Below are 14,575 nucleotides of genomic sequence, written 5' to 3'. Positions count from 1 at the left end.
CCGCGCTGCCTCCGCGCACGATCGGGGCTTTTGCGTCATGACCTTTTTCCAACAAACTTATGTTGTTTCACGGGCGCGCAGGGCCCGATGATACAATGGGCGGAGTTTTTTGGAGGTGTCACGTGGCTTCACGCTCGATCAAGAATCGGCCTAGCGCCAAAAAGAAGCAGCCCAAAATCGGGCTGCTCGTCGTCGTCGCCGTTTTCTCGACCGTCGTCATCTCGACGTTCGTGGGCGTGTGGGCCCTCGGCACGTCGTGGCTGCAGGATCTGCCCGACTACGACGACATGGACTCGCTCAACGTGTCGATGCCCTCGGAGGTCAGGACCGAGGACGGCACGGTGCTTGCGAAGTTCCAGCTTGAGAACCGCGATCCCGTGGAGCTGAGCGAGATCAGCCCGTACGTCCTCCAAGGCACTATCGCCACCGAGGACGAGCGCTTCTACGACCATGGAGGCTTCGACCTCATGGGCATCGCCCGCGCGCTCGTCGTGAACATCACGGGTTCGGGCCGCGAGGGCGCGTCCACCATCACCCAGCAGCTTGTGCGCAACACCATCCTCGTCGACGAGATGGAGGACATCTCCCTCAAGCGCAAGGTGCGCGAGATGTATCTGTCGGTGAAGCTCGAGGAGCGGTACTCCAAAAACGACATCCTGCTCATGTACCTCAACACCATCAACTACGGCAACAGCACCTACGGCATCCAGGCGGCGGCGCAGCGCTATTTCTCGAAGGACGCCGCGAACCTCACGCTCGCCGAGGCGGCGGCGCTCGTGGGCATTCCCCAGTCCCCCTCGTACAACAACCCCCTCGTCGACGATGGCCAGAACTGCCTCGAGCGGCGCAATCTCGTGCTCGACCGCATGCTGTCGAACGGCTACATCACCCAGGAGGAGCACGACGCGGCGCAGGCCGAGCCCCTCGCGCTGAACGAGTCGCTTCCCGCCGAGGAGGGCATCTACCAGTACCCGCATTTCGTTCGCTATGTGAAGAGCCTGCTCACCGATCCCGACGGCCCGTACCGGTACTCCTCGAAAGAAGTGGGCGGCGGTGGGCTGACCATCGTCACGACGCTCGATCCGGCGGTGCAGGAGCAGGCCGAGGCGGCCGTCGCCGCCAAGCTGGAGAAGATACACGGGGAGACCGGCAGCGACGCCATCCAGGGGGCGCTCGTGTGCATCGAGCCGTCTACGGGCAACATCAAAGCCATGGTCGGCGGCAACTCGCAGGTGAACCTCGCCACCGGCGAGGGCACCGATCCCGACCACCCCGGCCGCCCCTCCGGCTCGTCGTTCAAGACGTTCACGCTCATCGCAGCGCTTGAGGCGGGCATCTCGCCCGACACGCTGATCGACTGCTCGTCTCCCGCGAGCATCCCGAACACCGGCTACGGCACGACCGCCCCCGCGCTTCAGAACATCGACAACTACAATTACGGCACCCGCAGCATCGCGCGCGCCTTCGAGGTGTCGTCGAACACCGGCTTCGTGCGATTGGAGATGGCCGTGGGCATGGAGAAGGTGGCCGAGGTCGCCCAGCGCATGGGCATCACGTCGCCGCTGAGCATCACGCCGTCGATGACGCTCGGCTCCAACAACGTGACGATGCTCGACATGGCCACCGCTTACGCGGCCATCGCGAACCAGGGGGTGCGCAACGATCCCAACCCCATCCTGACGATTACCAAGGCCGACGGCGAGGTGCTCGTCGACAACACGGCCGAAGAGGGAAGCGAGCTGCGCAGGACCGCGAGCGAGCAGGTCATCTCCCCCGAGGTGGCCCATGCGGCCATCGAGGTCATGAAGACGGTCGTCACGGGAGCCCAGGGAACGGGCTACGACGCGCGCCTGTCGAGCGGGCAGACGGTGGCGGCCAAAACCGGCACGAGCGAGAGCTACCTGGATATCACGTTCTGCGGCATCACGCCCCAGCTCTCGACGTCCATCTGGTTCGGCGATCCGAGCAACCAAGTCACCCTGCCGAACCATGAGAGCGCGGGGGACGTGTTCAGCTCGTTCATGAGCCAAGCGTTGGCGCTCGCTCCGCTCGAGGAGTTCGCCGATGCGGAAGATCCCCCGTACCAGGACTTCTCCAATGCGGACTACCATGTCGGAGGATACGGCGGGTACGGTCGCGGCGGTTCGTCGGGATCGTACGGGTACTCGAACGGCGGCTACGGTTACGGCTATGGCTACGGTGGCGGAGGATACGGCGGCTCCGGCGACGGCGGCTCTTCGACGACCGATCCCGGCGGCGGCGCGTCCGACGGCCCCTCGACAGGCGACGGCGGCTCCGGCGGCGATACGGGCGACGGCGGTTCGCCTGGCGGCGACACCGGCGGCTCCGGCGGCGATGGCGGCGATGGCGGCTCGACCGGGGGCGGCTCCGACGGCGGTTCGACCGGAGGAGGCTCGGACGGAGGCTCGACGGGAGGAGACCCGGGAGGCTCGACGGGGGGCGGCGCGGCGCCGGCCGCCGTCGGCTTCGACCAGCTGGTTCGTCAGCACCTTTGGCTCGGGCGCGCGGTTCGCGCAGCCTGATGCGATGCAGACATCAATCACGACGTAGGGAGCAAGGCATATGAAGCATACAAGGTTCGTCAGGGCGCTCGCCGTGCTGTGCGCCGCGGCTCTGGCGGTTGCGACGCTGGGGGGCTGCATGCAGCAGGACACCTCTGCGGCGCAGCGGCAGGCCGACAATCGCGAGTACATGTCGCAGGTGAACCAGACTATGGAGGACTTGCAGGAAAGGCTCGCGAGCTTCACCGACGCCGTTTCGCGCGGCGATGTGGTGAGCATGCGCACTCAGGCGGACAATGCGTTCAAAACCATCGATGATCTGGGAAAACTCGAGGCTCCGGAGGATCTCAAGGACATCCAGCAGGCGTACGTCGACGGGGCCGGCGCGCTCAAGGACGCTCTGAGCGACTACGTCGACCTCTACACCGAGATCGATAGCGCAACCGAAGAGCAGCCGTTCGACTGGGCGTCGTACGACGAGCGCATCGGCGACATCCAGGACCAGTACAACGCGGGTATCGAGAAGCTCGAGGAAGGCGATCAGAAAGCGGCTGAAAAGCAGTAAGCCTGCCACGACGAAGAGCTTCGCCATCGGCGCGCCCTGCAGAACGCGCATCGGCGCATACGGAAAGCGAAAGAAGGCCCGCTTCGGCGGGCCTTCTCGCATCGTGCTAGGCGCTGGCTGTCCGGGATCGGGCCGCTCGTCTGCGGGTGCCCGGAGCGTGGCGGGGGGGGGGTGCCAGTTGACGGCTTCGCTCGCCGACGCTGGGACGCGCGCATCGCCGCGGACTGGCTCGAGGCCCGTGCGCGCATCCCAGCGTCGGGGCAGCTGCGCGCGCATCGCTGATTGTCCGGGATCGGGCCGCTCGTCTGCGGGCGCCCGGAGCGAAAAAAGGGGAGGGCGGGCCGGAGCCGGGCCCTTTACGGGGAGCCCGGCTCGGAGCCGATAGTCGGCCCCGGATTTCGACCTTTCGACACGATGAGGATGAGCTTGTCCCCCTCCACTTTCTGCCCGATGATCGTTCCTGCGGGAACCGAGTCGGAGTACTCCTCGATCATGTACGCGTTGTAGCCGCTCAGCTGCGCGATCGCGTCGTCGAGCGTCTTGCCGGCCATGTCGGGCGCTTTGGAGGGGTCGCTTCCCTCGTTTTGCCCGTTCTCCCCGTCCTCCTTTTTGCTGCTGCCGTACTTCTCGGCCTGCTTCTCGTTGAATTCGTTCTTGTATTCGGGGTCCTTGGTCTCGGGGAATTGCTCGATCTCGGAACCTGCGAGCGCGCGCGACATGAAGTCCTGCCACAGCTGGTTCGCGGTCAGGTTCGGGTCGGTCTGCTCGTAGTCGCGGTTGCCCAGCCACACGGCGCAGCTCAGCTGCGGCGCGTAGCCGACGAGCCAATGGCCGCGGAATTCCTGCACGGTGCCCGTTTTGCCCGCGACGGGCTGGCCGTTCGCCGGGCCGGAGCCGTAGGCGGTGCCGTTGCTCGACTCGAACACCGAGCGCAGCACCTTCGTCACCGCGCCCGACACCTCTTCGGTGAGCACGCGGGCGCTCGTGTTGGCGGCTTCGTACACCACGTCGCCGTCCTGGTCGACGATTTTCGTGATGGCCACGGGATCGTGCTTCACGCCGCCGGTGGCCAGCGTGGAGTAGGCGGTCGCCATGCTGAGCGGCGTGCAGTTCTCCGTGCCGAGCACGGCGGTGGGCGTGTTGTTGGGAACGAACTCGCCGCCCACGCCCAGGCGCGTGGCCATCTCGTTCATGGCGGCGGGGGTCACCTGCTCGGTGAGGCGGTAGTAGCCGGTGTTCGATGAGAGCGCGGTGGCGTCCTTGATGGTCTGGATGCCGTAATCGGCGCCTCCGAAGTTCTCGAGCGGCTCGGCTCCCGGGCGGTCCATGGGCGAGCTGCAGTCGATCCTCGTGTCGGGGCTGATGCCCTGCTCGATGGCGGCGGCCAGCGTGAACACCTTGAACGTCGAGCCGGTGGGCTGCCCGCCTTGCGTGGCGATGTTCCACTGGCTCTCGTAGTAATCGCGACCGCCCACCATGGCCTTGATCAGGCCCGTCTCAGGCTCCATCGCCACGAGCGCCGACTCAAGGTTGGGGCCCATGCCCACCATGCGCGCGTTCTGCTCGGCGCAGGCCGCCTCGGCCTCCTCCTGCATGGCCGGGTCGAGCGAGGTGTAGATGGTGTAGCCTCCCTCGAAGAGGCTGCTCTCGGTCAAGCCGTACTTCGCGGGGTCGTTGCTCAGTAGCTGCTGCACGTAGCTGCTGAAGTACGGGTACGCGTAGATGCCGTCCTCGGGCGTGGCGGGCGCGGGGTTGAGGTTGAGCTCCTCGGCCCGCGCCGCGTCGTGCTCCTCCTGCGTGATGTCGCCTGCGGAGAGCATGCGGTCGAGCACGGTGTTGCGCCGCTCGAGGCATGCGTCGGGGTACTCTTTCGGATTGAGGTACGTGGGCGACTGCGGGATGCCCACGAGCGTCGCCGCCTGCGCGAGCGTGAGGTCGGCCGCCGACACCTGGAAGTAGTTCCGGGCCGCCGCCTCGATGCCGTAGCACCCGTCGCCGTAGTTGATGGTGTTGAGGTACATGAGCAGGATCTCGTCCTTGCTGAAGCGCTTCTCCATGTCCACGGCCAGCTCGGCCTCGCGGATCTTGCGCTCGAGGGAGATGTCGTTGGCCTCGTCGGCCAGCACGGTGTTGCGCACGAGCTGCTGGGTGATGGTGGACGCGCCCTCGAGGGCGCCGCCGGTCAGGTTGTTGACGAACGCGCGGGCGATGCCCAGGAGGTCAACGCCGTCGTGCTCGTAGAAGCGCACGTCCTCGGTGTCCACCGTTCCCTTGAGGACGTACGGGCTTATCTGCTCGGCGCTCTCGAGCGGCTCGCGCTTCTCCAGGCGGAACTCGGCGAGCACGGTCGACTCGTCGTTCGCGTACATGACCGATTTCTTCGAGTAGTCGGTGAAATCGACGTCCTCGATGGAGGGCAGCCCTTCCGTCCATCCCTCCATGATGCGCAGGGCGCCCTGGGCGCCCCAGTAGGTGATGAAGCACAGCGCCGCTCCCGCGATGAGGAGGGCCCATTTCGGTCCGTGGGTGCGCTTTTCGCGCTGTTTTCTCCGTATCTTCATGATTCGATTATACTAGCTTGCCGTCGATACCGAATCGTTGCCGCGCGGGAGCACACAAGGAACCCGGAATGCGGAGCCTCCTCCGCTCCGCTCGGTTTCGGCCATCCCGCCCCGCGAAGTTAAGGAAGGGCCGCCCCATGCCACGAACGTCCCAGCTCAAAGCAGTCGAGCTTCTCGCGCCGGCCGGCAACGCCGAAGCGCTCCGCGCAGCCGTGCGCGCCGGCGCCGACGCGGTGTACCTCGGGCTCGAGTCGTTCAACGCGCGTCGCGGCGCCGACAACTTCACGCTCGAGGGGCTCGCCGAGGCGTGCGAGTACGCCCACCTGCGCGGCGTGCGCGTGTACGTGGCGCTCAACACCGCCGTGCTGCCATCCGAGCTCTCTCGCGCGCTCGAGACGGCCCGCCAGGCCTATCGCGCCGGCGCCGACGCGTTCATCGTGCAGGACATCGGCGTGGCCGCCGAGCTCTCTCGCTCGCTGCCCGAGGCGCGGCTGCATGTTTCCACGCAGATGAACACGCACAACGCTGCCGGCATCGAGGCGGCGGCTCGGCTCGGCGCGAAGCGCGTGACGCTCGCGCGCGAGCTGTCGCTTATCGAGGTCGCGCATTTGGTCGAAGTCGCGGACGGGCTGGGCATGGAGGTGGAGTCGTTCGCTCACGGGGCGCTGTGCGTGTGCTATTCGGGGCAGTGCTTCATGTCGTCGCTCATCGGCGGGCGCTCGGCGAACCGCGGCATGTGCGCCCAGGCCTGCCGGCTTCCCTACACGCTGCACAACAAAGCGCAGCGCAAAAACCTTCCCTCCCCGGGCGAGCATCTGCTCTCCCCGCGCGACCTGTGCACGATCGATTTGCTGCCCAGCCTGGTGCACGCGGGTGTCGCCTCGCTCAAAATCGAGGGTCGAATGAAATCGCCCGACTACGTGTATTCGGTCGTGGGCGTCTACCGCGCCGTGCTCGACCGCGCGCTCGCCGCGCGGGACGCGGCGGCCGGAGGCGGCGCGGATGCGGGAGGGGCCTGCGATGGCGAGGCGGACGAGCGCTCCTGGACGCGGGATCCTTCCGTGCACGCCACCGACGACGAGCACCGAGCGCTCGCCGAGGCGTTCTCGCGCGGGTTCACCACCGCGTACCTCGAGGGCGCTCGCGGCAACGGCATCATGAGCTACGGGCGTCCGAACAACCGCGGCGTGCTCGTGGGGCGCGTGGCCTCGGTGAAAGACGGTGTGGCCGCCGTCGCCGCCGAGCGCGCGCTTGCATGCGGCGACGTGCTGGAGTTCTGGACGAACAAGGGGCATTTCACGTACGCGCTCGGCGAGGTGGCCTTCGATCGCGACGGCAACGTGCGCACCTTCCCCGACCGCCCGGTGGGGAAGGGCGACCGCGTGTTCCGCGTGCGCAGCGCGCAGGCCGCCTACGAGGACGACCCGCGGCTTCCCCGCGTGCCCGTGCGCGGGCGCGCGCGGCTACGGCTCGGCGAGCCCCTGCGCGTGGAGTTCTCGCTGGCTCCCGAGGCCGCGCGGCGCATGGACGCAGGCGCGCTGCGCGCCGTGGGCGCGGCCGAAGGCGATCCCGTCGAGCCGGCCCGCACCAAGCCCGTCGACGCCGAGGACGTGCGCGCCCACATCGACCGCCTCGGCCAGACGCCGTTCGCGCTGGCAGAGCTTGAGATCGAGCTCGACGAAGGCGCGGGCGTGGGCTTCTCCCAGCTGCATCGCGTGCGCGCCGCCGCCCTCGAGGACCTGCGCGGCAAGCTGCTCGCCGGATCGCGCGACCGCGTGCTGCCGCGCGTGAGCGCGCGCTCGGCGCCGGCGCCCGTGCGGCCTCGCGGGTGCCGCATCGCCGCCTGGGCGACGAACCCCGCGTGCGCGCGCGCCGCGAAACGCGCGGGAGCCGACCTCGTCTACGTCCCTGCGCTCAACTACAAGCGGGGCGAGGCTGTCATCGCCGGCCAGCGCAGCGCAACCGCCGAGCAGGCCGGCTATCCGAAGCAGGTCGTCCCCGTGCTGCCCGTGGTCGAGCACGATCCGGTTCTGGGCACGCGCGAGGAGGAGCTCGGCTTCGACGCATGGCGCTTCGTCAAACCCGGCAAGCCCGTGATGGCCGAAAGCCTCGGCGCGCTCGTGCGCGCCGCCGACCTCGGATGCGAGGTCGAGCTTGGCCCCCATGTGCCCGTGACGAACACGCTTTCCCTCGCCGTCGCGGCAGAACTCGGCGCCTCGCGCGTGTGGCTCTCGCCCGAGCTCACGCTCGGCCAGATCGCCGATCTTGCCGAGGATGCCCCCGTGGAGCTGGGGCTTACCATCATCGGCTTTCAGGAGCTCATGGTGACCGAGCACTGCCTGCTCATGAGCCAGGGCCCCTGCGACCAGGACTGCGATGCGTGCCCGCGCCGAAAAAGCCCGCATTTCCTGCGCGACCGCAAGGAGTACGAGTTCCCCGTCGTCACCGACGCGCTCGGGCGCAGCCATCTGTACAACGGCGTGCAGCTCGATGTGGCGCATGCGGTTCCCGACCTCGTGCGCGCGGGAATCGGAGCGCTCATGGTGGACACCACGCTCATGAACGTCGAGGAGACGACGAGGGCCGTCGCCCGCGCCGTGCGCGCCCGCAGCGTCGCCCATGCCAGCGGCGATGCCATCGGGAAGGTCCCCGGCACGACGAGCGGCCATCTCTTCCGGGGCGTCTCCTAGCACGCCGGGCCGCCGGGGCGCCGGAGCCGTGGCGGGGCGGGTGCGCTCGCTGCGGGGGCGGCGGCGCCGTCCTGCCAGCGGGGGCGCCGTCCTGCCCATCCAAAACGCGGCGCGCTTCTGGATGGCAACGGAGGGCGCGCCGGGCCGGCGGCGAATGTGCGCCGGGGAGCGGGCGGTGCCGCGTTGCGGGAGCGGATCGGTGGAGGCGGCCCCCCGGGCTTGGATGCGGGGGCGGACGATGCCGTGCCCCGGGGCAGGCCGGGAGCGGCTCGCTGGCCGCCGGGGCGGCGTCCCTTCTCGCGACTTCCCGCCGCGCCCCTCAAAGCGCGATGCCGTTTTCGCCCGTGCGCCGCGGGTGCGGGCGCGGGCGGGGCTGTCGCATTCCGCCGCCCCTCTCGGTGCGCTGTGGTAGAATCGCATGCTACGTACCCGAAGAAAGAGGATCCGATGCTATCCGCGGAAGAACAACTGCACACCATCGCCTCCGGCGCGGCGCAGATCGTGCCCGAGAGCGCCCTGCTCGAGAAGCTCAAGCGCGGCACGCCGCTCAACATCAAGCTGGGCGTCGACCCCACGGCCCCCGACATCCACCTCGGGCACGCCGTGCCGCTGCGCAAGCTGCGCCAGTTCCAGGACCTCGGCCACGGCGTCACGCTCATCATCGGCGACGGCACCGCGCTCATCGGCGATCCGTCGGGGCGCAACTCCACGCGCCCGCAGCTCACGAGCGAGCAGATCAAGGCGAACGCCCAGACCTACGTCGACCAAGCGTTCAAGATCCTCGACCCTGAGAAGACCACCCTGCGCTACAACTCCGAATGGCTGCTCTCCCTTAACATGGAGGGGCTTTTGAAGCTTGCCAGCAACTTCACGGTGGCCCGCATCCTCGAGCGCGACGACTTCCACAACCGCTACGCCAACAGCCAGCCCATCAGCCTGCACGAATTCCTCTACCCGCTCATGCAGGCCTACGACTCGGTCGTCATCGAGGCCGACGTGGAGCTCGGCGGCACCGACCAGCTGTTCAACCTCTTGGCCGGCCGCGAGCTCATGGAGAAGATGGGCATGGAGCCGCAGGTGTGCCTGACGCTGCCGCTCCTCGAGGGCACCGACGGCGTGCAGAAGATGTCCAAGAGCTACGGCAACTACATCGGGCTCACCGACGAGCCGGCCGACATGTTCGGCAAGGTCATGTCCATCCCCGACGAGCTCATGGTGAAGTACCACCGCCTGGCATCCACCCTGCCGGTCGACGAGATCGACGAGATCGAGCGCGGCTTGGCCGAGGGCGTGCTGCATCCCAACAAGGTGAAGCGCGCGCTGGCGCGCAACATCGTGGCGGCCTACCACGACGAGGCGGCGGCGCAGGCGGCCGAGGAGCAGTTCGACCTCGTGTTCAAGCAGCACGCCGTGCCCGACGACATCCCCGAGTTCGCGGCCGACCTCGCCCCCAACGACGAGGGCACCGTCTACCTGGCCAAGCTTCTGGCCGATGCCGGGTTGGCGTCCAGCACGGGCGAGGCGCGCCGGCTGATAGACGGCGGCGGCGTGAAGGTGAACGGCGAGCCCGTTCCCGCCAAGTCCTACAACGTGGACCCGGCGATGCTGGCGGGCGCCACGCTCCAGGTGGGCAAGCGCAAGTTCGTCAGGTTCGTGTAGCGTATTTCGCGTTCTCGACGGTGATCGAGCGGGCGGCCTGCGGGCCGCCCGCAGCGCGTTCCGAAGGAAGGAAACCGGTTGCGGGCATCATGCCTCAGAGGAAGAGCGGCATGGTGCCCGCCCGCTGCGCGCTCCGGGAGGAGGCGCCGGGGCGGGCGCCGCGCCGAGTTCCGCGCTCTGCGAGGCGGCGAGCCCCGAGGGCCTCTCCGGCCTTATCGATTCGGGCGCTGCCGAAAGCTCCCGAACGGCTCCTTTGCCCCCCCCCCTTTTTTTTTTCGGGCTCTGCGGAGGGGTTTCTCGTCTGAAACGCGTTGCGATGGCCCCTGGGGCCTGCCGTCGACCGCGGTTCCGCGCAGCGTTCGAAGACGCGGCTTCCGGCTGCGAGGGCGGAGGGCGGCTTGGGGCCGGGCGGGCTTCTGCCCCGTGATCGCGACGGAACCCCGCAAGGTGGCCAGGGGGCCGGAGGCCGAGCCCCCGAACGGGCCTCTTGCGACGGTGGAGGCGTCGGCGCGCTCGCATCCCGGTCCGCCGCATTCGAACGCGTTTGCGTCTGCGGTCGAGTGCGGGGCGCGAACATCGGCGGTCGGCTGCGGGGCGCGGCCTTTTCCGTCGGCGCTCGCCCGGCGCGCTCGCCAAAAAAGGTTGCGTGTCGCGAAAATTCTTGCAAGGATGGAGGCTGCTCGTTCGTGTTAGAGGTGAAGACCGGATCACGACGAAAGGAGCGACCATGAAGAAGAGCACTATCGCGTTTGTTGCAGTTGCGGCCCTGATGCTGCTCGCCGTGCCCACAATCGCCTTCGCGAACGGGGCGCGGCAGGTTTGGTGTCCGGAAAGCGGCGCCGAGGCGCCTGCGTCGTGCGCATCGGCGACGGGAGGGGGCGCCTCGGCGCTCTCCGATTCAGCGGCTTGCGCGGCGTCTTCCGAGCCTGCGGACGCTCTTGCGCGCGAAGGGCTCGTCGGCGGAGCCGTCGCCGGAACGCAAGGGCATGCCGCGGTCGGGCGCGGGAACTGCCCCGGCTTCGTCGACGCCGACGCCGACGGCATGTGCGACAACTGCGGTTCCGGCGCCTGCCCCGGCTTCGTCGACGAGAACGGCGACGGCGCATGCGATGCGCGCGGCAGCGACCGGGGCGCCTGCCCCGGCTTCGTCGACGCCGACGGCGACGGCATGTGCGACAACTATGGTTCCGGCGCCTGCGTGCGAGGCGATGGCGCGGGGCGCGGCCATCAGGGAAACGGCGGCGGCCGCGGCTGCGCGAATCGCTAGCCGCAGGAAGCGATGGGCATGCGGGAGCGGGGCGATATCGAGGAGGCCATGGAGCGGCACGGCGACGCCGTCTGGCGCGTGTGCGTGCTGCACTTCCGCTCCCATGCCGACGCGCAGGACGCCTTCCAGGATGCGTTTCTCAGGTACGCGCTGTCCGACCGCGTCCGGTTCAACGGCGAGGAGCACCGCAAAGCGTGGCTGCTGCGCGTTGCGACCAATATATGCAAGGACATGCTGAAGGCGGCGAGCCGCCGATCGGTGCCGCTCGAGTCGGCCTGCGCGGCCGACATGAGGTCGGATGACCCGGCGATCCAGCCCGCCTCCTTCGAAAGCGAGGTGATCGATGCGATGCGCGGCCTCGACGACCCGCCTCGCACCCCGCTCTACCTCTCCCTCTACGAGGGATACACCGCTCCCGAGATCGCGCAGATGGTCGAGGCCCCCGTCAACACGGTGTATTCGTGGATCGCGCGCGGCAAGAAGCAGCTGAAGGAGGCGCTGTCATGAACGACTTCGATGAGCGCGTGCGGCAGGCCTTCGACGACGTCGTCGTTCCCGAAGACGTGAAGCGCGCGACCCTCGCCTCCATAGCGCGCGTTGCCGAGGAGGCCGAGCGGGCCGGCTCGCCCGCCCCTTCGGCGCCGTCTTCGTTCGCCCGCGTCGTCTCGCGCCGCAAGGTGGGTCGAATGCGGAGCCGCGGCTCGTCGATCAGACGCAGGGCGGTCGCCCTCGCGGCGTGCCTTGTCGTCGCGATCATCGGGCTCGGCGGGCTGACGGCGTACGCGCAGCCGACCGCGTACGTGGGCATCGACGTCAATCCCTCGATCGAGCTCGGCGTGAACCGCTTCGGCGTCGTGGTGGAGGCGAGCGCCCTCAACGACGACGGCGGGGCCTTGCTCGATGCCGTGCCGCTCGTGGGACGGGGGTACGCCGACGCGCTGTCCGCGCTCACGCGAAGCGACGCGTTCGAGCCCTACGCGCAGGCGGATTCCTTCATGGAGATCAGCGTTTCGTCGGGCGACGAGCGCCAGGTCGCCGACATCCGGCGGCAAAGCGACGCCTGTCTGAGCGAGCTGCCGTGCGAGGGCGCGTGTCGCGAAGTGGACGACGAAACGAGGGAGGCGGCGGCCTCGGAGGGCATGGGGGTCGGACGCTACCGGGCGGCGCTCGAACTGATGGAGCTCGACCCCTCGGTGACGATGGAGGAGTGCAAAAGCCTCAGCATGCGGCAGATGCGCGACAGGATAGCGGCGCTGTCGCAAGAGGGTGCGGAACGGGACGATCCGATGGGCTCGAACGACAGGGGCGAGCACCGCGGGCCGGGAGCGGGGGCCGGCGGGCATCGGCAGGGGCAAGGGCAGGGGCAAGGACAAGGACAAGGGCAAGATTAAGGCGCAGTCCGAGATAAACCGGGGCAGGGGAGCAGGGGTTCGGAGCTTGGCGAAGGCCGAAGGAGAGGGCTCTCGGATCGTCGCCCGCGCGTACCCCCCCCCCGTTCTCGCGGCAATCGCACACACCCACCGTGCGGTAGCCGGGTCGTCGTCCGCGCGTGCCCCCGTTCTCGCGGGCTGCGCGCTGGTTTGAGGGTGCACGGCGCGTGTTGAGGCGCCCCTTCTCTCTCTCGTTCTCGCGTGCTGTGCGCAGACCTGGTAGCGGCCAACGCAAAGCTCATTATCCTTCCCTCTCGTTCTCGCGTGCTGTGCGCAGGGCGGAAGCTCCTCGCCCGAGGAGCGCGACCAGCGCTCCGCCCTCCCATCCTCCCGTCCTTCCGCCCTCCCGCCCTCCCGTCCTCCCGCCCTCTCGGGCTGTGCCCAGGGTAGAAGCGTACAGATGTTTCACGTGAAACATCCTCCCAAACAATCGTGCTCGCGGTTCGCTAGGCCCATCCGGGCGGGGGGGGGGCGGACCCGGCGCCCGTCTCGTTCTCGCGGCCCGCCCTCGAACCTCTGTCACGTACAAATGTTTCACGTGAAACATCTCTTCCGACTCGCGCTCGCGGCCCATCCGGGCAGCAGAGGCGCCGTCCGCACCCTCGCCCCCGCGGGCTTCCGGCTCGCGGTTCGCTAGGCCCATCCGGGCGGGGGGGGGGCGCCCGTCTCGTTCTCGCGGCCCGCCCTCGAACCTCTGTCACGTACAAATGTTTCACGTGAAACATCTCTTCCGGCTCGCGCTCGCGGCCCGTCCAGGCAGCAGAGGCGCCGTCCGCACCCTCGCCCCCGCGGGCTTTCGACTCGCGCTCGCGGCCCATCCGGGCGGGGGCGGACCGCGAGCGCGGACCCGGCGTCCGTCTCGTCCGCACGGTTCGCGCTCGGCTTCCAATGCGCACAGATGTTTCGCATGAAACACCATCGTCCCGCGGACCGTGCGAGGCCTGCCGCGGCGCTTCAAGGGCTGCGGCCGCGACGAGCCCCTCTCCCTTCCGCCCCTGCGCATCGCGCGGGGTCCGTCTTCGCCACCGGTCCGGCGAGCGTCAGCCCCTGGGATTCACCCTCCGCCCCTGCGCATCGCGTGGGGCGTATCGTGCGGGGTCCGTCGGCGCGCTTCCCGGGCTTTCGGAAAAAAGTTCAAAATTTTGAAAATCACCCATTGCGTTACCGAAACCTTACGGGTAATATACGTGTTCCGCGTTTGAGGAGAGCGCGGGCCGCACCTCGCGAAAGGGAGCGATTCCCGAGGAAGTGGATGCGGAAGGCAACAGCCCTCCGAAAAAAACTTCCAAGAACTTCGAAGAAAGTTCTTGACAGCGGGGAGGCGGGCGGGTAACATATCTCCTCGCGCTTCGGCGGAAAGCCGGGGCGGGGGCCCGGGAGGGCCCCGCGGGAACCTTGAGAACCGGATACTGAGGAGCAAGGAAAAGCCAGTCGACGACGAGTCGATTCCGAGACGGCAGCGCGGCCGCCGAGAGGCGGGCCGCGCCGCGAGGCGCCAAGATCGAGACTCAGGCGGGGGCGACCCCGCCACCTCAAACGGAGAGTTTGATCCTGGCTCAGGACGAACGCTGGCGGCGTGCCTAACACATGCAAGTCGAACGATGAAACCGCCCTCGGGCGGACATGAAGTGGCGAACGGGTGAGTAACACGTGACCAACCTGCCCCCCGCTCCGGGACAGCCGCGGGAAACCGCGATTAATACCGGACGACGCCCCCCTGCCGCATGGGAGGGGGGCCAAAGCCCAGGCGGCGGGGGATGGGGTCGCGGCCCATCAGGTAGTAGGCGGGGTGACGGCCCACCTAGCTTTCGACGGGTAGCCGGGTTGAGAGACCGACCGGCCACATTGGGACTGAGATACGGCCCAGACTCCTACGGGAGG

8 protein-coding genes and 1 rRNA gene are annotated in these 14,575 nt (G+C 68.5%); 8 read left to right on the top strand and 1 reads right to left on the bottom strand.

Features of this window, described 5'->3' with window-relative positions; all coding sequences use genetic code 11:
* Window positions 1-122: 122 nt before the first annotated feature.
* Window positions 123-2,543 (top strand): transglycosylase domain-containing protein, encoded by a 2,421-nt coding sequence (locus B5F40_RS14105; RefSeq protein ID WP_087194911.1) that lies wholly within the window; start codon window positions 123-125, stop codon window positions 2,541-2,543.
* Window positions 2,544-2,583: 40 nt separating this feature from the next.
* Complete coding sequence (locus tag B5F40_RS14100) at window positions 2,584-3,087, top strand: hypothetical protein (RefSeq protein WP_087194910.1); 504 nt, start codon at window positions 2,584-2,586, stop codon at window positions 3,085-3,087.
* Between the two features lie 356 nt (window positions 3,088-3,443).
* Here the strand turns inward: B5F40_RS14100 and B5F40_RS14095 are convergent, their stop codons facing one another.
* On the bottom strand, window positions 3,444-5,648 hold the full coding sequence (locus tag B5F40_RS14095) for a transglycosylase domain-containing protein (protein WP_087194909.1): 2,205 nt from the start codon (window positions 5,646-5,648) through the stop codon (window positions 3,444-3,446).
* A gap of 137 nt (window positions 5,649-5,785) precedes the next feature.
* Here B5F40_RS14095 and B5F40_RS14090 point away from each other — a divergent pair, with 137 nt between their 5' ends.
* The 6 genes from B5F40_RS14090 to B5F40_RS14065 form a co-directional block, all read left to right on the top strand.
* On the top strand, window positions 5,786-8,338 hold the full coding sequence (locus B5F40_RS14090; RefSeq protein ID WP_087194908.1) for a U32 family peptidase: 2,553 nt from the start codon (window positions 5,786-5,788) through the stop codon (window positions 8,336-8,338).
* Between the two features lie 447 nt (window positions 8,339-8,785).
* Window positions 8,786-9,997 (top strand): tyrosine--tRNA ligase, encoded by a 1,212-nt coding sequence (tyrS, locus tag B5F40_RS14085; protein WP_087194907.1) that lies wholly within the window; start codon window positions 8,786-8,788, stop codon window positions 9,995-9,997.
* Between the two features lie 727 nt (window positions 9,998-10,724).
* Window positions 10,725-11,264: a hypothetical protein gene (locus B5F40_RS14080; RefSeq protein ID WP_087194906.1), complete on the top strand. Its 540-nt coding sequence runs from the start codon at window positions 10,725-10,727 to the stop codon at window positions 11,262-11,264.
* An 18-nt stretch (window positions 11,265-11,282) separates the two neighbouring features.
* Complete coding sequence (locus B5F40_RS14075) at window positions 11,283-11,771, top strand: RNA polymerase sigma factor (RefSeq protein WP_239443075.1); 489 nt, start codon at window positions 11,283-11,285, stop codon at window positions 11,769-11,771.
* The gene (locus B5F40_RS14070) at window positions 11,768-12,655 is read left to right on the top strand and encodes an anti-sigma-I factor RsgI family protein (RefSeq protein WP_087194904.1); all 888 of its coding nucleotides are present in this window, start codon (window positions 11,768-11,770) and stop codon (window positions 12,653-12,655) included. The genes B5F40_RS14075 and B5F40_RS14070 overlap by 4 nt, the downstream gene beginning before the upstream one ends.
* Window positions 12,656-14,227: 1,572 nt before the next feature.
* A 16S ribosomal RNA gene (locus tag B5F40_RS14065) occupies window positions 14,228-14,575 on the top strand; the annotation flags it as partial.

Origin of the sequence: Gordonibacter sp. An230 (assembly GCF_002159915.1) — a bacterium.
Taxonomy (GTDB): domain Bacteria; phylum Actinomycetota; class Coriobacteriia; order Coriobacteriales; family Eggerthellaceae; genus Rubneribacter.
This window is presented reverse-complemented; position numbering and strand designations above follow the sequence as displayed.